Annotated in this window: 25 protein-coding genes; 22 read left to right on the top strand and 3 right to left on the bottom strand. The window is 64.1% G+C overall.

The genetic code is table 11. The features are described 5' to 3' along the window. Window positions 1-39 precede the first annotated feature (39 nt). Window positions 40-1,050, bottom strand: a complete 1,011-nt coding sequence (locus tag KDG50_01205) for a polyprenyl synthetase family protein (protein MCB1864021.1) — start codon at window positions 1,048-1,050, stop codon at window positions 40-42. Between the two features lie 136 nt (window positions 1,051-1,186). Between KDG50_01205 and rplU the strand changes: the two genes are divergently transcribed. From rplU to KDG50_01145, 12 genes are all read left to right on the top strand, one after another. Beyond that, window positions 1,187-1,801, top strand: coding sequence for a 50S ribosomal protein L21 (gene rplU / locus KDG50_01200; GenBank protein MCB1864020.1), 615 nt, complete (start codon window positions 1,187-1,189; stop codon window positions 1,799-1,801). A gap of 16 nt (window positions 1,802-1,817) precedes the next feature. Beyond that, window positions 1,818-2,075: a 50S ribosomal protein L27 gene (gene rpmA / locus KDG50_01195; GenBank protein ID MCB1864019.1), complete on the top strand. Its 258-nt coding sequence runs from the start codon at window positions 1,818-1,820 to the stop codon at window positions 2,073-2,075. Window positions 2,076-2,142: 67 nt separating this feature from the next. Next, window positions 2,143-3,201: an Obg family GTPase CgtA gene (cgtA, locus tag KDG50_01190; GenBank protein ID MCB1864018.1), complete on the top strand. Its 1,059-nt coding sequence runs from the start codon at window positions 2,143-2,145 to the stop codon at window positions 3,199-3,201. Window positions 3,202-3,234: 33 nt separating this feature from the next. After that, a complete protein-coding gene (locus KDG50_01185; protein ID MCB1864017.1) occupies window positions 3,235-4,365 on the top strand; it encodes a glutamate 5-kinase in 1,131 nt (376 codons plus the stop codon). Between the two features lie 232 nt (window positions 4,366-4,597). Continuing rightward, the gene (locus KDG50_01180; protein ID MCB1864016.1) at window positions 4,598-4,846 is read left to right on the top strand and encodes an acyl carrier protein; all 249 of its coding nucleotides are present in this window, start codon (window positions 4,598-4,600) and stop codon (window positions 4,844-4,846) included. Then, window positions 4,843-5,634: a hydrolase 2, exosortase A system-associated gene (locus KDG50_01175; GenBank protein MCB1864015.1), complete on the top strand. Its 792-nt coding sequence runs from the start codon at window positions 4,843-4,845 to the stop codon at window positions 5,632-5,634. The genes KDG50_01180 and KDG50_01175 overlap by 4 nt, the downstream gene beginning before the upstream one ends. After that, entirely contained in the window at window positions 5,631-6,467 is an 837-nt protein-coding gene (locus KDG50_01170; protein ID MCB1864014.1) for a hydrolase 1, exosortase A system-associated, read from the top strand. The genes KDG50_01175 and KDG50_01170 overlap by 4 nt, the downstream gene beginning before the upstream one ends. Then, on the top strand, window positions 6,464-7,702 hold the full coding sequence (locus KDG50_01165) for a glycosyltransferase (protein ID MCB1864013.1): 1,239 nt from the start codon (window positions 6,464-6,466) through the stop codon (window positions 7,700-7,702). Before KDG50_01170 ends, KDG50_01165 begins: the two co-directional genes overlap by 4 nt. Window positions 7,703-7,821: 119 nt before the next feature. Then, the gene (locus tag KDG50_01160; protein ID MCB1864012.1) at window positions 7,822-9,807 is read left to right on the top strand and encodes a right-handed parallel beta-helix repeat-containing protein; all 1,986 of its coding nucleotides are present in this window, start codon (window positions 7,822-7,824) and stop codon (window positions 9,805-9,807) included. A 42-nt stretch (window positions 9,808-9,849) separates the two neighbouring features. After that, window positions 9,850-10,419, top strand: coding sequence for a dTDP-4-dehydrorhamnose 3,5-epimerase (rfbC, locus tag KDG50_01155; GenBank protein MCB1864011.1), 570 nt, complete (start codon window positions 9,850-9,852; stop codon window positions 10,417-10,419). After that, window positions 10,416-11,312: a dTDP-4-dehydrorhamnose reductase gene (gene rfbD / locus KDG50_01150; protein MCB1864010.1), complete on the top strand. Its 897-nt coding sequence runs from the start codon at window positions 10,416-10,418 to the stop codon at window positions 11,310-11,312. Before rfbC ends, rfbD begins: the two co-directional genes overlap by 4 nt. A gap of 13 nt (window positions 11,313-11,325) precedes the next feature. Further along, on the top strand, window positions 11,326-12,078 hold the full coding sequence (locus KDG50_01145; protein MCB1864009.1) for a hypothetical protein: 753 nt from the start codon (window positions 11,326-11,328) through the stop codon (window positions 12,076-12,078). A 5-nt stretch (window positions 12,079-12,083) separates the two neighbouring features. Here the strand turns inward: KDG50_01145 and uvrA are convergent, their stop codons facing one another. Continuing rightward, window positions 12,084-17,579: an excinuclease ABC subunit UvrA gene (gene uvrA / locus KDG50_01140; GenBank protein MCB1864008.1), complete on the bottom strand. Its 5,496-nt coding sequence runs from the start codon at window positions 17,577-17,579 to the stop codon at window positions 12,084-12,086. Between the two features lie 122 nt (window positions 17,580-17,701). Here uvrA and KDG50_01135 point away from each other — a divergent pair, with 122 nt between their 5' ends. The 8 genes from KDG50_01135 to KDG50_01100 all read left to right on the top strand — a co-directional run bounded on the left by KDG50_01135 (window position 17,702) and on the right by KDG50_01100 (window position 22,551). Next, window positions 17,702-17,947, top strand: a complete 246-nt coding sequence (locus KDG50_01135; protein ID MCB1864007.1) for a type II toxin-antitoxin system Phd/YefM family antitoxin — start codon at window positions 17,702-17,704, stop codon at window positions 17,945-17,947. Beyond that, window positions 17,944-18,369, top strand: coding sequence for a putative toxin-antitoxin system toxin component, PIN family (locus KDG50_01130; GenBank protein MCB1864006.1), 426 nt, complete (start codon window positions 17,944-17,946; stop codon window positions 18,367-18,369). Before KDG50_01135 ends, KDG50_01130 begins: the two co-directional genes overlap by 4 nt. 590 nt (window positions 18,370-18,959) lie before the next feature. Continuing rightward, entirely contained in the window at window positions 18,960-20,162 is a 1,203-nt protein-coding gene (locus KDG50_01125; GenBank protein ID MCB1864005.1) for a hypothetical protein, read from the top strand. A 756-nt stretch (window positions 20,163-20,918) separates the two neighbouring features. After that, a complete protein-coding gene (locus tag KDG50_01120; protein MCB1864004.1) occupies window positions 20,919-21,026 on the top strand; it encodes a PEP-CTERM sorting domain-containing protein in 108 nt (35 codons plus the stop codon). A gap of 57 nt (window positions 21,027-21,083) precedes the next feature. Then, window positions 21,084-21,245, top strand: a complete 162-nt coding sequence (locus KDG50_01115; protein ID MCB1864003.1) for a PEP-CTERM sorting domain-containing protein — start codon at window positions 21,084-21,086, stop codon at window positions 21,243-21,245. Window positions 21,246-21,302: 57 nt separating this feature from the next. Further along, window positions 21,303-21,464 (top strand): PEP-CTERM sorting domain-containing protein, encoded by a 162-nt coding sequence (locus KDG50_01110; GenBank protein ID MCB1864002.1) that lies wholly within the window; start codon window positions 21,303-21,305, stop codon window positions 21,462-21,464. 59 nt (window positions 21,465-21,523) lie between these two features. Continuing rightward, entirely contained in the window at window positions 21,524-21,685 is a 162-nt protein-coding gene (locus KDG50_01105; protein ID MCB1864001.1) for a hypothetical protein, read from the top strand. A 41-nt stretch (window positions 21,686-21,726) separates the two neighbouring features. After that, window positions 21,727-22,551, top strand: a complete 825-nt coding sequence (locus tag KDG50_01100; GenBank protein ID MCB1864000.1) for a sterol desaturase family protein — start codon at window positions 21,727-21,729, stop codon at window positions 22,549-22,551. Window positions 22,552-22,593: 42 nt separating this feature from the next. On the opposite strand, the gene KDG50_01095 is transcribed toward KDG50_01100, so the two are convergent. Beyond that, window positions 22,594-23,175, bottom strand: a complete 582-nt coding sequence (locus KDG50_01095; GenBank protein ID MCB1863999.1) for a hypothetical protein — start codon at window positions 23,173-23,175, stop codon at window positions 22,594-22,596. Window positions 23,176-23,437: 262 nt separating this feature from the next. Here KDG50_01095 and KDG50_01090 point away from each other — a divergent pair, with 262 nt between their 5' ends. Together KDG50_01090 and KDG50_01085 are read left to right on the top strand one after the other, a co-directional pair. Further along, on the top strand, window positions 23,438-24,535 hold the full coding sequence (locus KDG50_01090) for a DUF389 domain-containing protein (protein ID MCB1863998.1): 1,098 nt from the start codon (window positions 23,438-23,440) through the stop codon (window positions 24,533-24,535). Beyond that, window positions 24,504-25,697 (top strand): hypothetical protein, encoded by a 1,194-nt coding sequence (locus KDG50_01085; GenBank protein ID MCB1863997.1) that lies wholly within the window; start codon window positions 24,504-24,506, stop codon window positions 25,695-25,697. The genes KDG50_01090 and KDG50_01085 overlap by 32 nt, the downstream gene beginning before the upstream one ends. Window positions 25,698-25,705 lie beyond the last annotated feature (8 nt).

The following is a 25,705-nucleotide window of genomic DNA, read 5'->3' as shown; positions in this document are numbered from 1 at the left end:
TCAATATGCAGACGCGCTGCCGGGCGTCTGGCGCGGAGATCAGTACGATCGCGCCACGGAAAATTCAGCCAGCCCGAACAGGGCGTCACGGTACGGCGTCGGCGGGAGCGTAGCGAGCGGCTCCAGGGCGAGCGCGATTTCGGCGTCGGCCGCTGCCAGCGCGTAGTCGATCGCGCCGGTCTGTTCGATCACGCGCTGCACGGCGGCGATGTCCTGACGACGGCCGTGTTCGATCGCTTCGCGCAGCAGGCGCTGTTCGTTTGCGTCGGCGAGTTCCAGTGCGCGGATCAGTGGCAGCGTGGGCTTGCCCTCGGCGAGATCGTCGCCGAGGTTCTTGCCGGTCTCTGCCGCGTCGCCGCGATAGTCCAGCGCGTCGTCGACGATCTGGAAGGCGATCCCCAGGTGCCGGCCATACTGCGCCAGCGCCGTAGTGAGTTCGCCGCCGGCGAGCAGCGCGCCGATCTCGGCGCCGGCGGAAAACAGGGTCGCGGTCTTGCGGTCGATGACCTCGCGGTAGCGGGCCTCGTCGATCTCCGGGTCGCGGCAGTTCAGGAGCTGCAGCACCTCGCCCTCGGCGATGCGGTTGGTCGCGTGCGACATCAGCGCGAGGATGCGCATGTCGTCGGCCTCGACCATCATCTCGAAAGCGCGCGAGTAGAGGAAATCACCGACCAGCACGCTGGCCTCGTTGCCGAACATCGCGTTCGCGGTGTCGCGCCCGCGGCGCAGTTCCGAGGCGTCCACGACGTCGTCGTGCAGCAGCGTGGCGGTGTGGATGAATTCGATCACGGCCGCCAGCAGCACGTGGTCCGGGCCCCGGTAGCCGCAGGCGCGGGCCGCCAGCAGCACCAGCAGGGGGCGCAGCCGCTTGCCGCCCGCCGATACGATGTAGGCGCCGAGCTGGTTGATCAGGGCGACATCCGAACTCAGCCGCTCGACGATCAGCCGGTCGACGGCCGCCAGATCCTCGCCCACGAGCGCGCGGATGGCGGCCAGCCGCTCGGCGGCGCTGGTCTGGGCGGGGGCTTCGGCGATTCGGGCTTCGCGCATGGCAGATTCGTGCGTTGGATTGTCGTTGACCGTCGCGGGACTGCGCCGCTAGAATGCGCGGTCTTTGTTTTCCCCGGCTTTGGGTGGCGGCGCAGCCGTAAAGAGTACCCGAGTCGATTCCACGGAGTCATCTGTCATGTATGCGGTCATCCGCACCGGCGGCAAGCAATACCGGGTCACCCCGGGCGACGTGATCCGGGTCGAACGGCTGGACGCCGAGCCCGGCAGCGCGATCGAGTTCGGCGAAGTGCTCATGGTCGGCGGCGACGAGGGCGCCAGCATCGGCACCCCGCTCGTCGATGGCGGCAGCGTCACGGCGACCGTGCGCGGCCACGTGCGCGGTCCGAAGATCACGATCGTGAAATTCCGCCGCCGCAAGCACCATCTGAAGCGCCAGGGCCACCGTCAGGACCTCACCGAGATCGAGATCACGGCGGTCAACGGTCAGGGCGGCAGCGCCAAGGCCGCGCCGAAAAAGGCCGCCAAGCCGGCCGCGGCAGCCGATGCGCCGGCGCCGAAATTCCTGGATGCCCCGTCCGGCGAGGCCGACGATCTGAAGAAGATCTCCGGCGTCGGCCCGGTGCTGGAGCAGAAGCTCAACGGCTTGGGCATCTACCATTACCACCAGGTCGCCGCACTGACCGCCGAGCAGATCGAGCAGATCGATACGCACCTGAACTTCAAGGGCCGTATCGAGCGCGACGACTGGGTCGGACAGGCCAAGCGCCTGGCGGCCGGCGAAACCGACTGAGACTGGAGACAGCGCAATGGCACACAAGAAGGCAGCGGGCAGTTCCCGCAACGGTCGCGATTCCGAGTCGAAGCGACTTGGCGTAAAGCGCTTCGGCGGCCAGTCCGTGCTGGCCGGCAACATTCTGGTCCGGCAGCGCGGTACGCGCTTCCATCCGGGCGACAATGTCGGCTGCGGCAAGGATCACACCCTGTTCGCGACCGCCGACGGTCTGGTGCAGTTCGAGGTCAAGGGCCCGCGTCGGCGCAAGTACGTCAGCGTGGTGCCGGCCTGACCGGCACGCCGGCCCGGAGCACTACCCTGAAAGCCCCGTCGCCGACGGGGCTTTTTCGTTTCGGAAGATGAAATTCGTCGACGAAGTCACGATCCGTGTCAGTGCCGGCAATGGCGGCGCCGGCTGCGTGAGCTTTCGTCGCGAGAAATACATCCCCAAGGGCGGCCCGGATGGCGGCGATGGTGGTGACGGGGGCAGCGTGTGGCTCGAGGGTGATGCCGCGCTTGGCACCCTGATCGACTTTCGCTACCAGCGCAGCTACCGGGCGAAAAACGGTCGTCCGGGCATGGGCAAGAACCGCACCGGTGCGAGCGGAGAGGACCTGGTCATCCGCGTGCCGGCCGGAACCGAGGTCTATGACGCCGACACCGCGGAGCGCATCGGCGATGTGGTCGCCGACGGCCAGCGCCTGCTGGTCGCGCGCGGCGGCTTTCACGGCATCGGCAATGCCCGCTACAAGAGCAGCACGAATCGTGCACCGCGCCAGTCGTCACCGGGCAGCGACGGCGAGCAGCGCATGCTGCGCCTGGAACTCAAGCTGCTTGCCGACGTCGGCCTGCTTGGCCTGCCGAACGCGGGCAAATCCAGCCTGGTGCGCGCGGTTTCCGCAGCGCAGCCGCGGGTCGCCGACTACCCGTTCACGACCCTGCATCCGAACCTCGGCGTGGTGCGGCTCGGCCCGGCCGAGAGTTTCGTCATGGCCGATATTCCGGGGCTGATCGAAGGGGCCTCGGAGGGCGCGGGCCTCGGCACGCGGTTTCTGAAACATCTCTCGCGCACGCGCCTTCTGTTTCACCTCGTGGACATCGCGCCTTTGGACGAAAGCGCGGATCTCGCCGCGGACGTGCGCCGCATCGCGGCGGAACTCGAACGTTATTCGCCGGACCTCGCTGCGCGCGAGCGCTGGCTGGTTTTCAACAAGATCGACCGCCTGCCCGCCGATCAGGTACAACAGCGGGTCGACGCGGTGTGTGCGGAACTCGGCTGGATCGCGCCGGTGTTTGCCGTGTCCGCGCTGACCGGCGCCGGTACGACGGAACTGACGCGGCGTGCCTTCGAGCACCTGCGTGCGATCGCGGCACAGGAAACCGTTACTGCCGACGGCGATGCCAGAGACAGTGAATAGGGCCGCGATCGAATTCGTTTATCTGCGGAAGCCATGACAACCACGAGCGACACACGTACGGTCTGCGCGAATGCGACGCGCCTGGTGATCAAGGTCGGCAGCGCGCTGGCGACCGCCGACGGCATGGGGCTCGACCGCGAGCACATGGCCGGCTGGGCCACGCAGATCGCAGCACTCGTCGCCGCCGGGCGCGAGGTCATCGTGGTGTCCTCCGGCGCGGTCGCCGAGGGGATGGCGCGGCTCGGCTGGAAGACGCGCCCCGGTGCCTTGCACGAACTGCAGGCCGCGGCCGCCATTGGGCAGATGGGGCTTGCGGATGCCTGGGAATCGGCATTTCAGGCCCATGGCCGGCATACCGCGCAGGTGCTGATCACCCACGGCGACCTGACCGATCGCACGCGCTACCTGAATGCGCGCAGCACGCTGCTGACCCTGCTTCGGCTCGGCGTGGTGCCGGTGATCAACGAGAACGACACGGTCGCGACCGACGAAATTCGCTTCGGCGATAACGACACGCTCGCGGCCGTCGTCGCGAATCTCGTCGACGCCACCGTGCTGGTGCTGCTGACCGACCAGGACGGTCTGTTCGACGCCGATCCGCGCAAGAACCCGGCCGCGAAGCTGATCGCATCGGCGACGGTCGATGATGAACGTCTGGAGGCCGTGGCCGGCGAGGGCGGGCTGCTCGGGCGCGGCGGCATGGTCACGAAGGTTCGCGCGGCGCGCATTGCCGCGCGCTCCGGCACACCCACGGTGATCGCCGGCGGTCGCGTGCCGCGCGTGATCGAGCGGGTCGGCGCCGGCGAACCGGTCGGCACCTTTCTCTTGCCGACCCAGCCTGCAAAGCTCGCGCGCAAGCGCTGGCTTGCGGGCCTGAAGCCGCAGGGTCGGCTGATTCTCGACGACGGCGCGAGCAGCGTGCTGAAGCAATCGGGTCGCAGCCTGCTGGCGGTCGGCGTGATTTCGGTTGAAGGCGAGTTCGAACGCGGCGCCCCGGTCGTCTGCGTCGATGCACTGGGCCGTGAAATCGCCCGCGGACTGGTGAACTATGCATCCGCGGATGCGCGCCGGATCATGGGCCAGCCGAGTGCGAGGATCGAGGCGATTCTCGGCTTTCAGGATGGCGCCGAACTCGTCCACCGCGACAATCTGATCGTGTCCTGACAGGTTGTTGAAAAGGCCCGCACCGGGCCCTTTCAAAGTCGCAACCGTAACGCGCGGTTTTCGGCTGCTTTCGAAGATCGATCTCTTGGGTGTTTGATCAGCGCGCAAGACAACCCTGTCCGGCATGGGCCGGCGGCCGGGATCTGAATTTCAGCAGCCTGTCAGGGGCTGGAAGTGGGCGGCGGACCCGCTGCTATAATCGCCTTTTCTGCACTGCAACATGAACCGGCCGATGAATTGCTCCGAAACCGTTGTGCGCATCCTCACCGACACGCTCCAGGTTCCGGTGCCGCCGGAGCCGGATTTCGCGCTGCTCGGCGCGCTGCCGGAGTTCGATTCGATGGCCGTGGTCGCGGTGCTGACCGCAATCGAGGACACCTTCGGGTTCGCCGTCGAGGACGACGCCATCAGCGCCGATGACTTCGCCTCGGTCGGCAGCCTGTGCAGCTTCGTCGAAGGGCAGCTCAAGACCGTCACGTGACGTCCCCCGCGTCCCCCGAGCCGTTCTTTCTGGACGGTCCGCACGGCGCCTGCTTTTGCCTCTGGTATCCCGTCCCCGCGCCGCGGCGTGCCGCCGTGGTGTTGCCGCCGTTCGCCGAGGAAATGAACAAGTCCCGGCGCATGCTGAGCCTTGCCGCGCGGGCGTTGCAGTCGCACGGCGTTGCCGTGCTGCTACCCGACCTTGGCGGTACCGGTGACAGCGCCGGTGATCATTCCGATGCCTCGATGGCGCGCTGGCGGGAAGAAGTTGCGGCAATGTCCGCGTGGATCGGCGAACGGCTGCCGGGAAGCGTGGATGTGCTGGCCCTGCGCACCGGTGCATTGCTGTGTGACGCCATCGCCAATCCGGGGCGCGTTTGCCTTTGGCAACCGGTGGTCGACGGTCGTCGCTATCTCGCACAGTTCCTGCGGCTTGCGCTGGCGGCGGGTCTGACCGGCAAGCGCGACGCCGATGTGTCGCCGCAGCGCCTGCGCGAGCGTCTTGCTGCCGGCGACACCATCGAGGTCGCGGGCTATGCGCTGTCTCCGGCGCTGGTGACAGGGCTGGAATCCGCGCGGCTGGAACCCGCTGCACTGGCCGGCGCCGAACGCATCGACCAGTTCGAGCTCGTCGCGCAGGCCGAAACGCCCGCGACGCCGGCCGCGCAGTCTTGGGCCGCAGCGGCCGGCGCGAACCTGCATACCTGCGTTGGCGTCCCGTTCTGGCAGTCCGGCGAGATCGTGACCCTGCCGGCCCTGATCGATGCCACGGCGGCACTGTGGCCATGAACGCCGCAGCCGTCATTGAACCGTTCTGGTTCACCAGTGGCGGGGATGATCTGCTTGCGCTGCTGCATCCTGCGGGCCGGTCGGTCGGTGTGCTGATCGTCGTCGGCGGACCGCAGTATCGCGTCGGCGCGCACCGCAGCTTCGTGATGTTCGCGCGTGCGATTGCCGAAGCCGGGTTCCCGGTGCTGCGCTTCGATCTGCCGGGCATGGGCGACAGCTCCGGCGCGCCGCGGCCGTTCGATGCGCTGGACGCCGTGCTGCGCGACGCGATCGACACGCTCAGTTCGCGCGCCGGTTGTCGCTCGGTCGTGATCTGGGGTCTGTGTGACGCCGCCTCGGCGGCGATGCTCTACGCGGCGACCGATCCCCGCGTGCGCGGCATCGTGACCGCGAATCCCTGGGTGCGTTCCGCCGCCGGAGCGGCTCGCGCGCGGCTGCGCGGGTATTACCTGCGTCGCCTGGCGAGTCCGTCGTTCTGGGCAAAGCTGCTGCGCGGGCGGGTGCGGGTCGGAAACGCCGCGGCGGAACTCGGCGGCAGCGTGACCGCCGCGCGCTCGGACGCGCCGGCCCCGGGGTTCGTCAATCGCATGCTCGACGGCTGGCAACGATTTGGCGGGGAAACCCTGCTCGTGATCAGCGGACAGGATCTGACGGCAAAGGAGTTTGTCGAACTGTGCGCGCGCGAGCCACGCTGGGCCGAACGCCTGTCGCGTCCCGACGTCACGCGCATCGACTTGCCGGACGCCGACCACACCTTTTCCAGCGCGGCCTGGCGACAGCGCGTTGCCACGGCGACAATCGACTGGCTGCACGACCGCGTGGAACCGGCATGAACCGCTCGGTGCTGCTCATTGCGTTTCATTACCCGCCGCTTGCGACCGGCAGCGGCCTGCAGCGCACGCTCGGTTTCAGTCGCCATCTACCCGCGTTCGGCTGGCAGCCGATCGTGCTGGCGCCGCACCCGCGGGCCTATGCGCGCGTCGCGCCTGGCGATGCCGATGCGCTCGTGCCGCCCGGCGTCATCGTCGAGCGCAGTTTCGTGCTGGATGCGGCGCGGCATCTGTCCGTCGCCGGGCGCTATCCGCACCGCGCGGCGGACCCCGATCGCTGGGCGACCTGGCGGTGGTCGGCCGTGCGCGCGGCCTTGCGCCTGATTCGCAGACATCGGCCGGCCGCGATCTGGTCGACCTATCCGATTGCGACGACCATGCGAATCGGCATGGAGGTCGCGCGGCGCAGCGGCCTGCCATGGATCGCCGATTTTCGCGATCCCATGACGGACGACGGGTTTCCGCCGGAACCGGAGCGCTACCGGCGCATGCGCGCGATCGAGGATGCCGTGCTCGCGCGGGCGAACATCGTGACCGTGACGACCCCTGGCGCGGCGCGGGCGTTCGCCGCGCGGCGCGGCGGGCAGCCGGTCGCGATCATCGAAAACGCGTTCGACGAATCCGATTTCGCGGGTCTTCCCGCCGTTTCCGCTCGCGCGCACGATGCGCCATTCACGCTGCTGCACAGCGGCACGCTGTATCCGAACGAGCGCGATCCGCGGGTGTTCTTCGACGCCCTGGCCGCGTTGCGGGAGGCGGGTGACGCCACCGAGCGGTCCCTGCGCGTCGTGCTGCGGGCCACGCAGAACGATGCTGTGCTGAAACCAATGCTGCGCGAGCGTGGTCTCGAGAGAATCGTGGAACTTGCCGGACCACTGCCGTATCGGGATGCACTCGCGGAAATGTGTTCCGCCGATGCACTGTTGCTCCTGCAGGCCTCGAACTGCAATGCACAGATTCCCGCGAAACTCTACGAGTACCTGCGCGCGAACCGGCCGATTCTTGCGCTGACGGACCCGGCCGGTGATACGGCCTGGCGACTTGCGGAGTTTCCGATCGCACGCGTTGCGCCGCTCGATGGGCGTGACGCGATCGCCGCCGCGCTGCGCGCGATGTTGGCCTGCGCGGGTTCCGACCATTGCGCCGCGCAGGAAATTGCCGTTCACTCGCGCGAGGCGCGCACCCGCGAGTTCGCGCGACTGCTGGATTCGCTGGTGAGAGAGGCGCGTTCGCGATGAGCGCCGGTATCGAGGTTGTGGGCAATCGGCCGCGGTGGGTGGCGGTGCGCAGGTGGATTCGCTATGGTTTCGCGCCGCAATTCCACATCACGTCCGCGTCCAGTCGATGGCGCACGGCGGTGTCTGCAAACGAGTCCATGTTCCCGGCACGACATTTTTTTCCCGCGGTCTTGCGTGTTCTGACGCTGTTCGTCGCATTGCTTTCTGCGTCGGCATTTGCCGCGCACCCCGCCAAGACACTGAAACCCGGGCAGTGGGTGGAACTGCCGAACACGCGCATGGATCGCGTTGCCGCGCCCGTTGATCGGAAGGAACCGCTGTATGGCACCGCCGGCGTCAGCGCCGTCATGGATGCCTGGAGCGGCGCCGTGTTCGACACCCGTCGCAACCGCCTGGTCGTCTGGGGCGGCGGACACAAGGCCTACGCCGGCAATGAGCTGTATGCGTTCGACCTCGATGATCTTGCCTGGTCGCGACTGACGGATCCGGGTTCGGTCGCTGGCTATGACACACAGAAGAACACCGGCGTGCTGGGCGACGGCAGCCCGGTTTCGCGCCACACCTACGGCAACATGGTGTACCTGCCGCCACCGTTCGATGCGTTGTGGTCGCAGGGCGGCGCGAACTGGGTCGAGGGGCATGGCGATCGCAACACCTGGATGTTCGAGTTCGGCAGGCACGCCTGGAAGCAGCTCGCCGATGTGCCGTCCAGCGGGTTCAACAACTACGCGGCGTTCGACCCGCAAACCGGCCTGGTCTATCTGCATCCGCGCAAGGAGTTCTACAGCTACGATCCAAAGACCGATCGCTGGAAGCTCGAATTTCGCGGCCGCAATTTCTGGGAAGACCGCTCGGTCGCGATCGACCCGAAGCGACGCAAGTTCGTCGCGATCGGCACCGGCGAAATGATCGTGCTGAACATCGGCGGTTCGGTCAGCGAGACGCTTGTGAAGCCACAGGGCGCGGCGGAGATCATCGGTGCGCGCAGCCCGGGCTTTGCTTACCACCCGCCGAGTGGCCGGCTGGTCGCGTGGTCGTCGGGTGACGCCGTGTACTCGCTCGATCTCGACAAGAACACCTGGTATCGCCATCCGGCGATCGATGGCAGCGCGAACCCCGGCGCACCGGCAACGCGTGGCACCTATGGGCGGTTCGCGTATTCGCCCGAGCATGACGTTTTTGTACTGGTCAATGGTGTTGATCGAAATGTGCACCTGTACAGGTTCGATCCGGACGCCGGGACGGTCGAAAAACCGAAACCCAAACCGACCACGGGCGTGACCATCGAACGCACCGGCAAGCACTACGAACTGCCGAGCCAGGCCGCGCGCGATGCAGTCGACGGCGATGTGATCGAGATCCTGACCGGAACCTATCCGCGCGATGCGGCGGTCTGGAAGCAGAACGATCTGACGATTCGCGCGGTTGGCGGCGGTCGCGCGCATCTGCAATCGTTTGGCGTCACCGAGCAGGGCAAGGCGATCTGGGTGATCCAGGGCGATCGGGTGACCATTGAAGGCATCGAGTTTTCCGGCGCGCGCGTGCCCGATCGCAACGGTGCCGGAATCCGTCACGAGGGCGATGGCCTGACCGTTCGTGACTGCTATTTTCATGACAACGAAAACGGCATCCTTGGCGGACGCAGCCCGGAAAACGACGTGGTGATCGAGCACAGCGAATTTGCCCGCAACGGCGCTGGCGATGGTCGCACGCACAACATCTACATCGGCGCGGCGCGTTCGCTGGAGCTGCGTTATTCGCGTGTGCACCACGCCCGCGTCGGGCACAACGTAAAGAGCCGTGCCGCGCGAACGCTGATCGAAGACAACCTGATCTACGATGCGCAGGACGGTACATCCAGCTACGCGATCGACACCCCGAACGGTGGTGATGTGACGATCCGTCGCAACTACGTGCAGCAGGGGCCCGGCAGCGACAATCGCAATCTGATCAGTTACGGCGCGGAAGGGATCAAGTACACCCACAACCGCTTCACCGTCACGGACAACATCCTGGTGAACGGGCAGGGTCCGGAGGGCCGGCTGGTGCGTGCGCGGGGTGTCGAACCGGCGCTTGAAAACAACATCGAGATCAACACCCCATGAGCCGTACGCCCCGGTCTTCACGTCAGCCGGCAGGGCTGGAACATGCAGTGTATTGAGACCGCACTGCCCGGCGTGCTCGAGCTGCGCCCACGCGTGTTTGGCGATGCGCGCGGGTTTTTCTTCGAGAGCTGGCAGCGCGAACGCTATGCCAAACTGGGCATGCCGACCGAGTTCGTTCAGGACAACGTGTCGCGATCCGCGCGTGGCGTACTGCGCGGACTGCATGTGCAGAATCCGCAGGCCCAGGGCAAGCTCGTGCAGGTGCTCGACGGCGCGGTCTTCGATGTTGCCGTCGATGTGCGCCGCGGTTCGCCGAGTTTCGGTCGCTGGGCCGGCGTCCATCTGCGTGCCTCCGAACACAATCAGCTGTGGATCCCCGCGGGTTTTGCCCACGGCTTTCTGGTGCTGAGCGACACGGCGCTGTTCCAGTACAAATGCACGGCGTCGTATTGCGCGGAGTGCGAATTCTCGATTCGCTATGACGATCCCGAGATCGGCATCGACTGGCCGCTGGACGTGCAACCGCAACTCTCGGCGAAGGATGCAGCCGCGCCGCGGCTCGCCGGAATCTCGCCGGATCGGTTGCCGGTGTATGCAGGCGAGCGGGGATGAGTCGCGAGTCGACGATTCTGCTGACCGGCGCGAACGGCCAGATCGGCCATGCGCTGCGCGAACGGCTCGGGCGCTTTGGCACGGTGGTCGCGACCAGCCGCGACGGCAGCGTCGGTCGCGTGCTGGATCTGGCCAGTCCCGATTCCATACGCGACAGCGTGCGTGCGCTCAAGCCCACCCTGATCGTCAACCCGGCGGCCTATACGGCGGTTGATCGTGCGGAGTCTGAACCGGAACTCGCCTCGCGCATCAACGCGCATGCGCCCGCGGTGTTCGCGGCGGAAGCACGCCGTTGCGGTGCCGCGCTCGTGCATTTTTCCACCGACTATGTCTATGACGGGCAGGGCGACGAGCCGCGGGATGAAGGCGCCGACACCGGCCCGCTGAATGTCTACGGCCGGACGAAGCTCGCCGGCGATCAGGCGATCGTCGATTCGGGCGTTCCGCATCTGATCCTGCGCACGAGCTGGGTGTATTCCCTGCGCGGCGCGAATTTTCTGCTGACCATGCGCAGGCTCCTTGCCGAACGCGCAAACGTGCGCGTCGTGGCCGATCAGATCGGCGCACCGACCTGGTCGGTCACCGTGGCCGAGGCCCTGATCGGCGCACTGGATTCAATCCATGCGGATGGTATTGCGGACATCGCGTCCGCCAGCGGCATCTACCATGTCACGGCGCGCGGTGAGACCTCCTGGCATGGATTCGCTCTGGCCATTCGCGACGAACTCGGGCTCGACTGCGCGATCGATCCGATCGCTTCGACGGACTGGCCGACACCGGCGTGCCGCCCGCTGAATTCGCGACTCGACTGCGCACGGTTCGAGCGGCGTTTCAATGTCGAGTTGCCCGACTGGCGCGTCGCATTGCGGCGTTGTCTGCAAGAAGGTGACTGACGGGGCGCGCCGATTGCGAAATGTCGCGCTCTGGAGCGTGGCGCTGGTGATGCTCTCCACGGCGCTGGTCAGCTGGTGGATCGGCGCGCGGGTGGAGGCCGCGTTTGCTGGAGCCGTGCGCGGCGTGGCGGATTCATTCGGTCTGGAGATCATCGAACTGCGTTTCGATCGCGCGATCGCAACGGCGCAGGCGGCAGCCGTGCTGCGTGGGCGCGATGCGGTGCTGCAAGAGGCGCGCGTCGCACTGGATGCGAAACTCGCGCCATTCGGGGTGTTGACCCGGCTGGCCGACGGGCGCGCGGCCATTGAACTGAATCCGCTCGCGCAAACGGGAGATCGCGTGTGTCCGGCAACCGGATACGTCGATCTGGACTGGCGGCTCGAACTCGACGCCATGCTCGCGATGCAGTCGCGTCGCGGCTGCATGGATGCGCTCGATGGCGACTCTACGCTGGATTTCGATCTTCAGGTTCCCGCCGACCGGTTTGACGATCTGCCGGCGGCCGCGCGCGCGCTGCGCGGCAGGCTCAACGCGCAGCTGACACATGCGACCGTCGCCGAGATGCTGCTCGGGCCGACATCACGTGACCGCGTCGGCTCACTGACGGACATGCGGCGCAGCCTGCGCATCCAGACTCAGCTCCTGCTGGTGCAGCGCGTGCTGGTATCCAATGCCGATGGTTATCGGATCGACGCGCAGTTTGCCGACGGCATGATGGACATCAATGGCATGGAATATCCGATCCCGGTGCCCGGCGGCTACTGACTGCCTCAGCGCTGCCTGATTCTGCTTGCAACGGTGCGATCCAGCACCGCGCGTAGGGCCGTTCCGGTGTGCGAATGCGTGATCTGCGCAACCTGTTCCGGCGTACCTTCCGCAACGAGCTGGCCGCCGCTATCCCCGGCCTCCGGGCCAAGATCGATCAGCCAGTCGGCTTCGGCGATGACATCCAGATTGTGTTCGATCACCAGCACCGAGTGACCCTCGTCGACGAGCCGGTGCAGCACGTTGATCAGGCGCGCGACGTCCGCCATGTGCAGGCCGACCGTGGGTTCGTCGAGCACGTACAGGGTCTGCGCCGGGGTCTTGCGCAGGTTCGGTCGGTTGCGCGCGAGTTCCGTGACGAGCTTGAGCCGCTGCGCCTCGCCACCGGAGAGCGTCGGGCTGTGTTGGCCGAGTGTCAGGTAGCCGAGTCCGACATCCTGCAGGAGCGTCAGCGGATGATGAATCTTCGGGTGTGCGGCGAAGAACTCCACGGCCTCGTCGACGCTCATCGCGAGCACGTCCCCGGCCGACCTGCCGCGCCAATGCACGGCCAGCGTCGCGGCGTTGAAGCGTTGTCCGCCGCAGGACTCGCAGACGACCTTCACGTCGGGCAGGAAGTTCATCTCCACCCGTTGCAGTCCCTGACCGTCGCAGGTCTCACAGCGCCCATTGCCGGTGTTGAAGGAAAACCGCGCAGCCGTCCAGCCGCGGATGCGTGCCTCGTCCGTGCCGGCGAACAGACCCCGGATGGCGTCCCAGAAACCGATGTAGGTCGCCGGGCAGGAACGCGGCGTCTTGCCGATCGGCGTCTGGTCGACCTCGAGCAGGCGCTCGATCGAGTCCATGCCGTCGACCCCCGTGCAGCCTTGCCATGCCGGGCGACCACGGCGACGATCCAGGCTGGCCGTCAGGTTGCGCACCAGCACCTCGCGTACCAGCGTGGACTTGCCCGAACCGGAAACGCCCGTCACGCCGACCAGACACTTCAGCGGAATGGACACATCGATGTTTTTCAGGTTGTTCGTATCCGCGCCCCGGATGACGATGCGGGCGTCGCCGACCGGTCGACGGTGCTCGCGTAGCGGGTGTTTCAGGGGCTGCGCAAGGCACTGCCCGGTGATCGACGCGGGATTGCGCTTGAGATCGCCGGCCTTGCCTTCGGCAACGATGCGTCCGCCGTTCACGCCGGCACCGGGACCGAGATCGATCACATGCTCGGCGCGCTCGATCGCCTCCTCGTCATGCTCGACGACGACCACTGTGTTGCCGTGGGCGCGCAGCGCATGCAAGGTATCGAGCAGGCGTGAGTTGTCGCGCGGATGCAGTCCGATGGAAGGTTCATCCAGCACGTAACAGACGCCACGCAGGTTCGAACCGAGTTGTGCGGCGAGCCGGATGCGTTGCGCCTCGCCGCCGGAGAGTGTTGGTGCGGCTCGATCCAGCGTCAGATAGCCGAGCCCGACTTCCTTCAGGAACGCAAGCCGGCTCGCGATCTCCGCGAGCACATCCTTCGCGATGGCGGCCTGGCGTTGATCGAGCGTGAGCGTTGCAATCCATTCAGAGGCACTATTGATGGAAAGCGCAGCGATCTCGGCGATCGAACGTCGGGCAAACAGGATGTCCAGCGCCTCGGGTCGCAGCCGTGTGCCGTGGCATTGCGGGCAGGGCGTCTCAGGGCCGTCGCCGCGCAGCCACTGCGCCTCCTCGCCGCTGGCCTCGTCTGGATCGAAACCCGGAAGCACGACACCGTTGCCAAAGCACGTCGGGCACCAGCCGTGTTTGGAGTTATACGAAAACAGGCGCGGGTCGGGTTCGTCAAAGCCGCGATTGCAACTCGGGCAGGCACGCCGTGTTGAATAGCTGCGCTCTTTGCCACGCGCAATGACGCGAATCGTGCCCTTGCCGTGTTCGAGCGCCTGGCCGAGCAGGGACTCGTTGTCCATGCGGTTCTTCGCGGCAATGCGCAGCTCGCCGAGCGGCAGATCGATGTTGTGTTCGTGATGGCGGTCCAGAGCGGGCCATGGCTGCGTGGGAAGCAGTTCGCCGTCGACCCGCAGCAGCGTGTGGCCCTTGCGTTCGGCCCATTTCGCGAGTTCCTTGTAGATGCCCTTGCGTGCGATCACCAGCGGAGCGAGTACGGAGACCGTCTGGCCTTTGTGTTGATCAAGGATGCGATCGATGATGGCTTCACGTGGTTGCGGTTCGATCGGCACGCGGCAGTCCGGGCAATACTGGATGCCGAGCTTCACGAACAGCAGACGCAGAAAGTGGTAGGTCTCGGTCAGCGTCGCGACCGTGCTCTTGCGTCCGCCGCGACTCGTGCGCTGCTCGATGGCCACCGTCGGCGGGATGCCGAACACGCCATCGACATCCGCGCGGGTCGCGGGCTGTACGAACTGACGCGCATACGCATTCAGTGATTCGAGGTAGCGGCGCTGGCCTTCGGCGAACAGGATGTCGAACGCGAGCGTGGATTTGCCGGATCCGGACACGCCGGTGACGACGGTGAAACGGTCGCGCGGCACACTTGCGCTGATGTTCTTGAGATTGTGCTCACGCGCGCCACGAATCTCGATGGCGTCGCTCGCGCGGACCACTGATGTGTCTGCATGTTTGATCTCGTACTTGGCAGCGGCTTCCTTGAGGTCCGACAGCTCGCTTGCATAGCGGCGCAGTGCCGCGCCGGTGTGGCTGGTCGGATGCTGTGAAACCGCTTCCGGTGTGCCCGTGCACACGATCCGGCCGCCACCATCGCCACCTTCCGGACCGAGATCGACCAGCCAGTCCGAGGCCAGCATCACGTCGAGGTTGTGCTCGATCAATACGACGGAGTGCCCGCCATTGGTCAGCCGGCGCAGCGCCTTCAGCAATACCGCGATGTCGTCGAAATGCAGGCCGGTGGTTGGTTCATCAAGCAAAAACAGCAGGCCCTTCGCCGTGCTCCGTCGCTTGCCGGCCGTGACGAGATGGCCCGCAAGTTTCAGCCGCTGTGCCTCGCCGCCGGAAAGCGTTGGCACGGGTTGCCCGAGGCGCAGGTAGCCAAGACCGACCTGTTCCAGTGGTGCCAGCGCCCGAACGACGTCTCGATCGTCGGCAAAAAAGTTCGCTGCTTCGGTCACGGTCATTGCCAGCACGTCCGCGATGGATTTACCCTCGATCTCAACGGTCAGCACGGGTTGCCGATAGCGCGTGCCATTGCAGTCCGGGCAACGCAGATGCACGTCGCTCAAAAACTGCATCTCCACATGCTCGAAGCCCGTGCCGCGGCAGGTCGGGCAGCGACCGGTGCCGGCGTTGAAGCTGAAGGTACCGGCGGTGTAGCGGCGACTCTTCGCAAGTTCCTGTTTCGCAAACCGCTTGCGGATCGCATCAAACGCGCCGACATAGCTCGCGGGGTTCGAGCGTGAGGTCTTGCCGATCGGCGACTGATCGAGCAGCACGACATCGTCGATCAGCTCCGCACCGTCTACGCCCTGATGTTCACCGGGCGTTTCGTTCGGGTGACCCTTCGCGCTCGCCAGCGCGTTGTAGAGCACATCGTGAATCAGGGTGGATTTTCCGGAACCCGACACGCCGGTGACACAGACGAGCTTGCGCAGCGGCAGCACCACGTCGATGTTTTTAAGATTGTTCGCGCTTGCACCGCGCACGGTTATGCATGGCGTATCGCCGCGCGTATCTGCCACGGCCTGCGGCGGGCTAACGACCGCACGGCCAGCGAGGTAATCTGCTGTGCGCGACTTACGCGAACGTAGCAGTTGTTTCGGCGTGCCTTGAAAGATCAGATCGCCGCCATGTTCGCCGGGGCCGGGCCCGATATCCAGAATGCGATCTGCCGCGAGGATCACCTGCGGATCGTGTTCGACGACCAGCAGAGAATTGCCCGCATCGCGCAGCCGGTGCAACACCGTGACCATGCGCTGCATGTCGCGCGGGTGCAGGCCGATCGATGGCTCGTCGAGCACGAACAACGTGTTCACGAGCGAAGTGCCCAGCGCCGTCGTCAGGTTGATCCGCTGCACCTCGCCGCCGGAAAGCGTGCGCGACTGGCGATCCAGCGTCAGATAGCCGAGCCCCACGGTCTGCAGATAGCCGAGCCGCGCACGAATCTCGCCGAGCATGAGGTCGGTCGCTTGGTCGATGCCTGCTGGCAGGGTGAGATCGGCAAAGAACTTGGCCGCGCGATCGATCGGCAGCAGCATCACGTCATGCAGGTTCAGGCCAGGCAGGTTATGCCAGGCCGCACGCCTGATCCGCACGGCATTCGGGTAATGACGCTGGTCGGCCGCCAGTACGGCGTCGGCCTGCCGTTTCGTTCCGATGCGATGCAGCAGCGATGCGGTCTGCAAGCGCGCGCCACCGCAATCCGGGCAGGGGTTGTACGCGCGATACTTCGACAGCAGCACGCGTATGTGCATCTTGTAGGCCTTCGACTCCAGCCACTCGAAGAATCGGTTGATGCCATACCAGATGTTGCGTTTCCATGGCCCTTCGCCGCGCCAGATCCAGTCGCGATGTTCATCGGGCAAGTCACGCCAGGCGATGTTGGTTGCGATGCCATGACGTTTGCATGCGCGCATCAGGTCGCCCTGGCTGTCGATGAAGCTGTCGGTTTGAAACGGGCGTACCGCACCGTCGGCAATCGTCTTGCCGGCATCCGGTACGACCAGATTCGGATCGATGCCGATCACGCGACCGAAGCCACGGCAGGTCGGGCAGGCGCCGAGTGGCGAATTGAACGAGAACTGGTTCGGCTGCGGATCGCGGTAGTTGAGGTCGCAGTCCGGGCAATGCAGATCGGTCGAGAACTTCAGCGCCTCACCCGGCGATCGATCGGCATTCATCGGGTACACCTGCACGCGCCCGCCACCCATGTGCAGCGCGTGGTCGAGTGCGTCGGCGAGGCGCTGCGGATCATCCGCGGGTTTCAGTCGATCCTGCACGACCTCGATGCCTTGATCATCCTCGCGATGGATGCGCGTATACCCCTGGCTCGCGAGGAAGGTCCTGACCTTGTCAAGGTTGCCGGCGTGTTCCAGCGGAACCGTAAACGTGACGATCGCGCGATCCAGAGCCGTCACGGTCTGCGCGATTGAATCGGTGCTGTCGCGTACGACCTCGCGTCCGCAACCACTGCAGAAGAGCTGCGACGCACGCGCGAACAGCAGCTTCAGATGATCGTTCAGCTCCGTCATCGTGCCGACCGTCGAGCGCGAAGTGCGCACGGGGTTGGTCTGGTCGATGGCGATCGACGGCGGAATGCCGTCGATGCGATCCACGGCCGGGCGGTCCATGCGATCGAGAAACTGCCGCGCGTATGCAGAGAAGGTCTCGACGTAGCGGCGCTGACCCTCGGCGTAGATCGTGTCGAAGGCCAGCGAGGATTTGCCCGAGCCCGAAACCCCGGTGACGACCACCAGCTGCCCGAGCGGAATCTCCAGGTCGAGACCCTTCAGGTTGTTCTGGCGGACGCTACGGAGCGTGATTTTGCCGGTGGGCATGGGGTTGGGTAGAAAAGTTGACGGCCGAGCCGACCTATCAGTCTATCGCGCAGGCCTGTCTTTGAAATCTGGCTTGGAATGTCTAAAATAGACAAATCGTCTAGTTTCCGGGTGCCCCAACTATGCGCTACGTATCCGCAACAGAAGCGAAACAGCGGCTGGCCGCAGTGCTCGATGCCGCGCAAGCCGAGCCCGTGACCATTCGGCGGCAGAATCGCGAAGTAGCGGTGCTCGTCTCACCGAAGGAATACCAGCGTTTGCGGGGCTTGAGCGTCGAGGATTTCGAGCGCTTTTGTGAGCGAATGGGCGAGCAGGCCCTGAACCGGGGCCTCACCGAGGAGAAGTTGGCCCAGATGCTGGCTGAATGAGCGATCGGCCACGGCTCGTATTTGACACCAACTGCCTCATCAGCCACCTGTTGCTTCCCAAAAGCGTTCCGGCTCAGGCGGTCGGTGTGGCTGTCCGGCGGGGACAGCTTCTTGCCTCGGAAGACACCTTGGCGGAGCTGGCGGATGTGCTGGCGCGCCCCAGGTTCGATCACTACATTGCGCTGGAGGACCGCATGGAATTTCTGCGCAAGTTCGGCCGTATCGTGGAAGTGGTACCCATCACTACGCGTGTACAGGCCTGCCGTGACCCTCGTGATGACAAATTTCTCGAGCTTGGGTTGAGCGGCAACACAACCGCGATCATCTCGGGCGACAACGATCTGCTGGTGTTGCACCCATTCGGAACCGTGCAGACTCTCGCTCCGGCAGACTACCTGTCTCAGCTTGCGGACCGCCCATAACGGCCAGTTGACATTCCGTCGGCAACAGACTGTTGACGGAGGCTTGTGACCTCTTGCGGATTGCCTGAACCCGGGCGGGTCTACACGACAACGCACTGCCCGAGCGGGAACTCCAGATCGAGACCCTTCAGGTTGTTCTGGCGGACGTTACGGAGCGTGATCTTGCCGGTGGGCATGCGCGTTGTGGCTCAAAGCCAGCGGGTCGGACAACCCACAATCTTACAGCGGGCCGACCGCCTGCTGCTGATGCCCGAGCCACCTTCAGCCGCCCATATCTGGGCAAGGCAAATTTGTGACTGGGCAGAATTTGTTCTTGCCATACCGTACACGGTGGGCTATCAATAAAAGCGTCGCCCGGAAAACGGGCGATAACCCGGGGCGTGGGGGCGCAATGGGTGCGACCGGCAGGGACCAGTCCGTCGGTCGTTTTGGGAACTTGGAGGGCTGACGATGCATGTCAACCGTGTGGGGCGCTGCGCCATGCAGCGTTGTTGGAAATTGTGTATTCCTGTCGATTTGGTCGTTCGATCCGTGACGAGTCGCGTGAGTGTCGTCGTGCGCGGATTAACCCGACCAGGAAGCAGCCGTCTTTGCGCGAACTCCGTCGGCGTTTCGCGCGCTACGCCACTGTTGCGATCGAGAGGATAAAAATGAGGCTGACTGTTCTGTGGCCGTCGATACTTCTTGTAGCTACGGGGTGCGCAAACCTAAGCAGCGTGCACCGGGATCTGAATGTCGACGAGGGTAAAGGCGCGCTAATCGATATCAAGCAACGTGCGATATTCGCATCCCGTCAGGTCCACTCCGACGGAAGCGCTCGCACGCTGGTTTGTGCGGAACCAAGTCCAGACTCTCTTTCGGCCTATGCGGCGGAGTTTGCGGCCGAGGCAAATCTGCCAAACAACGTCGCGGCTCAGCTCACTGCCGCCCTGCAGGAAGGCAGCGCATTCGTGGGTCTTCGTACCCAGAGTATTCAGTTGCTCCGTGACTCGCTATATCGTTTGTGCGAGGGATACATGAGCGGTGCACTCGATACCGGAAAGTACGATATCTTGATGCGCCGGTATCAGAAGTACATGGTAGCTCTTCTGGCAATAGAGCAGCTGACAGGCACAGTCAAAACCCCAACAATTTCTTTTGATTCCAAAGGGTCGGCGGAGGCGGCGAAGTCCATTTCGAGTCTCCGTTCACAGCTTGAACTGGTAAACCGGAAGATATCATCAATTCAGGGGGTGGCATCAGCGGGCAGTCCGGGGGATGCCAAAACCGATCAAATGGCCGCAGCGGCAGCAGCAAAAACGGATATTGCTGATTTGGAAAGTGATAAAAAGGCAATTGAAAAGGCAATAGAAAATGCGCGTGGAATGGCGGCGTCTGGTGAGACGACCTCGTCCATCAGTGAAATAGGAACGGCCTCCTCGAGAAGCGACGCGCATATTCAAGCGGTTTCGGATACGGTTGAAAGAATCGTAACAGCAATCATCGAGACCGACGATACGGGTCAGTTATGCTGGGCATATCTCAATTGGGGGGATAGCGAAAAAACGGCCTTGGGCGAGGCATGTATAGCCTATATCCAGAATGCAAACGTCCGCGACAGACTGCGCAACGAGGAACGAGAACTCGAACTACAAGAGCGTGGGATGCGGCTTCGGGAAGGAATTGAGAATCTGAATGACGGCGACGTCATTCAGGATAACAAAATGCGGTTTCCGATTAGGGGAGAGCAAGATGGGTGGGGTATTGCACATGTTCCAAACGAAAAGTCAAAGGACGAACTGGGGGCGATTTGATTTTCGTCTAGCGGGCCGCGCCGATAAGAATGGTAGCGCTCGCCTGGACAGCGAGGATAGCCGGCTACAGTCGGATTCCTTCTAGCGGCTCCGTCGTTGGCTGCCTCGGCGATCAGGGGTTCGATGACCGGTTGGGGCGAAATCCGGGGCGGTCGTGATCGAGGGCGGCCATTGCTTGACGCTTTTTGGTCCTGAAGATCGCGCTCGTCGCGCCCGTGAATCTGGTTGAATCCTTTGCGGCCGTGGTCGTTGTCGTCAGGTTTCTTAACATAACGGCGATCGGGCACCCAGTCGCCCTCGGTGTAGAAGTTTCGGGTTGGGTCTGGGCTCTTTTGCTCGCGCTTGCCACGAATATCTTTGCACTGGTCCTAGCGCCGGACGCCCCTTCCGCTATGGTCGTAGCCGTGGCTGCGACGGTATCGGTCTCCACTGCTCTGCCGGTGTCAGCGACGCCGGTTCAACAATTGAGCAGCGGCGAGGGTGCGAGGAGGACGTCAGGCCGAGTCGGGCGCTCGGCCACCAGCCACCAGCCACCGGCCGTGTGCGCTGAGTAGGGCGGCCCGTATTGCCGGGGTTCCCGCTTTTGGACCGGCTCTGCTCGGGAAGGGGCAGACGCGATAACGCTCGCCGCTGGGTGCTTTCGCCGTGGCTGGAATTGGCCCGGAGTCAGGACTAAGATTCCTCAGGCAAGCATTTCCGCATTGGGGGGTCATCATGAAAAGGGCACTGACTTTAGCGAGTGCTGTATTTGCACCGATGGCGCACGCCACTTCGGCCGCGGTGCCCGAACCGAACATACTGGCGCTGGGCGGGATCGGGGCGGTCGCGGCCGTTCTGATCTGGCGTATTTCGCGCCGTCGCTAACCAACTGAATTGTCGAACAAACTTCGACGCCTGCCGGGCGGCGGAGCGGGAGGGGCTATGAAGATTCGCGTTCTCACGGCGCTGGGCATGTTGCTTTCCAGCGGCAGCGTCCTCGCGGGCGTCGTTATTACTCCGGTGTCCGAACCGGGCATCCTTGGGCTGGTCGGCGCGGGTGCCCTTGCTGGCGCCCTCGCGTGGCGAATCCGGCGTCGACGGTAAGTCTCATCGGTCTTGAACGGTATCCCGAAGCCGAACGTCCACCACGGGGGAAACGCAATGAAAATTCGCATCATTTCTGCGCTGGGCCTGCTGGTTGTCAGCGTCAGCACTTTGGCCGGTAACGGGGGCGCTCCGGTTTCCGAGCCGAACATCCTCGGTCTGGCGGGCGCCGGCGCGCTCGCGGCAGTGCTTGCCTGGCGAATCAGGCATCGCCGCTGAGTCCCGGGCGCTCGGTTCCGTTATCGGGCGCCCATCACCTGCGGGTTGGGGGGTAGACCATGTTGGTACGTTTTCTCGCGGCGTTGGGTGCGCTCGGTCTCAGTGCGAGTGCCTACGCCAGTTGCGTGGTAATTCCGGTTTCCGAACCCAATGTCGTCGTGCTCGCCGGCGCGGGTGCGGTGGCTGCCGTGCTCGCCTGGCGGATCAAACGTCGTCGCTAGACTGAGCGGGTCGCGCTGGCCCGAAGCGGATGGAGACCTGGTTGATCGAGCGCGAGCCGGAGATCTATCTCCTGCTCTACTTCGCGATGATTTGCATCGTGGCGATACTGGAATCCCTTGCGCCGCGACGAGCGTTGAATGCGCCTATGCTGGGGCGCTGGCGCACGAACATTCTCGTCACCATTGTGGACATCGCGATCGTCCGTCTTGCGTTCCCCGTTCTTGCGGTCGGCGCCGCACTCTGGGCGCGCGAAAACGGCTGGGGACTGTTCAACCATGTCGCTGCGCCGACGACTGTTGCCGTTGTGGGTTCGCTCGTGGTGATGGATGTCAGCCGCTACTGGATGCACCGGTTACTGCATTCGGTACCGGTGCTCTGGCGGCTGCACCGAATCCATCACTCCGACCCGGACTACGACTTTTCCACGGGGCTGCGGTTTCACCCGCTCGAAGCTGTGGTTTCCACCGCCGTCGATCTATCGATCGTTGTACTGCTTGGAGCGCCGCCGCTGCTTGTCGCTGTATACGGCCTGTTCTCGGTGGTGATGACGTTTTTTGCGCATGCGAACGTAAACATCCCAGCAGGTGTTGATGCGCTGGTGCGGATGGTGTTCGTCACGCCCGATGTACATCGCACGCATCATTCGATCGACATGGAAGAGGCCAACTCAAACTTCGCCGCTATCACACCGATATGGGATCGCCTATTTGGCACCTACCGGGCTGCGCCGGCGTTGGGACATGCGCGCATGGGCATTGGCGTGAAAGACGTGCCCGTGGGCGAGGCCATCGGGCTGCTGGCCGTGCTGCGCGATCCGTTCCAGCGCAGAACCAGCGGCGGCGTCTCGAATCAGACGACAGCCTGACAGCCGGATGCCCGTCGGGACTGCAAGTCTGTACGGTCGGTTCTAGTCTCGGCGGCGTTGTCTGCCGTAATCGTCATCGCGCGATGAGGAACGGTTCGACCAATCCCGCGAGCCGCCCCTATCGTTCGCGGACTTCGATCGCTCATCCAGACCGTGAATCTGGTTGAATATTCTTTTGCCGCTGTCGTTGTCGTCAGGTTTCTTCACATGGCGGCGATCGGGCGCCCAGTCGCCCTCGGTGTAGACGTTCCGGCTGGGGTCTCGGCCCTTATGTTCGCGCTCGCCACGAAAATCACTTCGGTGACCCGAACGCCGGTCATCCTTTTTGCCACGGTCGTGGTCGCGCCGGCGACGGTCTGAGTGGTGGCCGTCATGGCGATTCTTTTTTCCGTCGCGATGGTGGTCGTCGTGGTAGATGGTTGACCCGTAGTGCGGCGTGTGGACGGACCAGACGCCGACGGACCAGGCCGGATAACCGTAGCCGTACCCATAGTCATCGTAGAGGTACTCGCGGTCGTAGCCGTCGTCGTAGGCGTAGCCCGCATATCCGTAGTCGTAATAGTGGGCACAACCGCCGAGTGTGGCGGCCAGGCCCAATGCGGCGATCGCGGTCAGGCGTTTCATGGCGATGCCCTCGTATTCATGAATCATGGTCCTCAGGCTACGCGCGGGTGGCTGAACCCTGGCTGAATGCCCCCCCGTCCGCCCGCCCCGAGTCTGACTGCCTCGTTCGGTCGGCAGATTCCGCCAGGCCCTTGCTTTTGCGCGGGTTTGGGGCTATCAGATGGTGCGAATAACGACGCCTGATTCCGCGATGCTCGGCCAGAGTGCCGACGCCAGGGATCTCGGGTAGACGGTGGGGTGGTTCCAGCTGGGGGAGGGTCTCATGAGTGCCGAGTCGCCGCCGCCATCCGGTGGTTTGCGTGGGTTTATGGGTTTTCTGATCGCTCACGGTCAGGCGCCGAGGGTCGCGTTGGAGGCCGAGGCCGTCCTGCAGCAGCGGCAGGTCGCGAATTCCGCGCTGTCTTTGCGCTTTGCCCTCGTGCTGTCGCTCGCCTGCATGATCGCCACCCTCGGTCTGATGGCCGACAGTCCGGTCACGGTCATTGGCGCGATGTTGATCGCTCCGCTGATGAAGCCGATCGTAGCGTTTGCCTATGGCGCGGTGACCGGCAATTCGCGCCTCATGCTGCGGGCGTTCATCACGGTCGCTGTGGGAATAGCGATCACCCTGCTGGTCGCTGCCGGCACCGAAGCTGCGTTTGACCTGCGCGGGCTGACCTCCGAGATTCTTGCGAGAACCCAGCCGTCGCTGATTGATCTGGGCGTTGCGGTCGCCGCGGCGATCGCCGCCACACTGGCGGCCACGCGCCCCGACGTTGCGGAAACCTTGCCAGGCGTCGCGGTAGCCGTTGCGCTGGTCCCACCGCTTTGTGTGTCGGGCATTGGTCTGTCGACGCAGCAATGGTCCGTCGCCTCCGGCGCATTCATTCTGTTTGCCGTAAACCTCGCCGCAATCATGTTCTGCGCTGGCATCGTGTTTCTGATCGATGGGTACGGAAAATCGACGCGCGCCGTTCCCGGCATGCTCGGCATCTCCGTATTGCTGGCGGTGTTGGCACCGTCCCTGTTCGCGTCGATGAAGCGCTTGCATGTCGACGACGTGGCACAGGATACGGTTGAGCATTTTCTGCATGAACTCTATCCCGTCAACCAGACGGTGCATCCGGACGATCTGCGTCGTGTGGATGCCGTGTTATTCGCGGACCATGTGTTCGTGTTCGTTGAACTGGAGGCGCCGGATAACGCCTTTTCCGCGCTTCAGTTGCGCACGCTGTATGAGCGAGTGTCGGCTGATCTCGACAAACCCGTCAATTTGAAACTTCAGTTCATCCGCACGGATGAAATGACGATTTATCCGTTCAAGCCTGCAACTGGCGATTTGCCCCTGTATGGCGCCGACAATCCCGTACCGCGTCGCTGAGCGTGCGGGTGCTATGCTGCTATCGAATGAGAACCGGCATGGAACCGTGAGTTTAGTACGATTGATCTGTGCGCCTTTGTTGTTTTGGATGACCACCGTGTTGTCCACGGTCTCGACTGCCGCTGACGGCAAGTCAGGTGGTGGTTTCAGCTTGGAGGTGGTTGAGAACCTGGCCCTGTATTTCGCGACCGAGTCCACGCGGAGATTGCACATTCCGCTGGCGATGAAGATCTTCATGATCGCGACGGACGAGCCCACACGGCAGGAGGAGATCGACAAGATCAGGGCAAATCCGCCGAAGGCCAATGAGCGCGGCGTGGTCTATCCGTTCGGAAAGCACAACCCGCTTTCGCTGACCTACAACGAAAATCGCCGGACGATGACCGTCTGGGAGCGGTTCGTCAAGAAACGCGGGCGGATCGGATACTACGGCCTGACGGGTGTTGAACTCGCGGCGGCGCTCAATGAGGCGACTTCACGTGAGGATGAGCGTGCCGGTACGGATTTTGCCTACGATCCCGTGGCCGACGCGGTTTCATTGCACCGCGAATACCAGCGTCCGCCGGAAGACCTCGACCGCTTCTACGAAGAAGTGAACGGTATGGTCAAGGCACAGCTCCACTGGCTGGAAAGCGAGCGATTCATCGAGGTGGCCAAGGCCGCGGTGAAACGTCATGCACCGCCGGTCACTGCAAGCGCTGAAAACGATGGCTTTCGTGCGAGCCTGGTTCTGCGGCACTTCTCGGTATATCCGGTGCTGACGCAGTTCTATGTCGCCCGCTATGTGAAGACGTGGAACCGACGCCACGGGGCGCCGTCGCCGTTGCTGGTCTCGGACGATCGCGTGTATACCGGCCAGAATCTGAATGGATTCATTCACTTTCAGGGCGCCACGAGCGGTGACGATGGGAGCGGGGCCGTGAATGCAACATTTCGTCTGCTCTATCCGAACGGCACCCCGGTGTTTGAAAATCACCAGGTCGAGATCTGGCGGACGCCGTCACCGCCCGCCGATCATCTGCAACTGGGTCTGAACAACCTCGTGGTTCCGTTCGGTGCGGGCACACCGTTGGGCTCCTACAAGCTGGAAGCGAAAGTTTGCGACGAAGTTGCCGGGCGTTGCGTAAGCCTCACGCATCCCTTCGAGTTGACGTCATCCTGACCGGTAGA

The sequence above is a fragment of the Chromatiales bacterium genome, from assembly GCA_020445605.1.
Taxonomy (GTDB): Bacteria; Pseudomonadota; Gammaproteobacteria; order JAGRGH01; family JAGRGH01; genus JAGRGH01.
The sequence above is the reverse complement of the archived record's forward strand: the minus strand, read 5'-3'. Positions and strand labels throughout refer to the sequence as shown.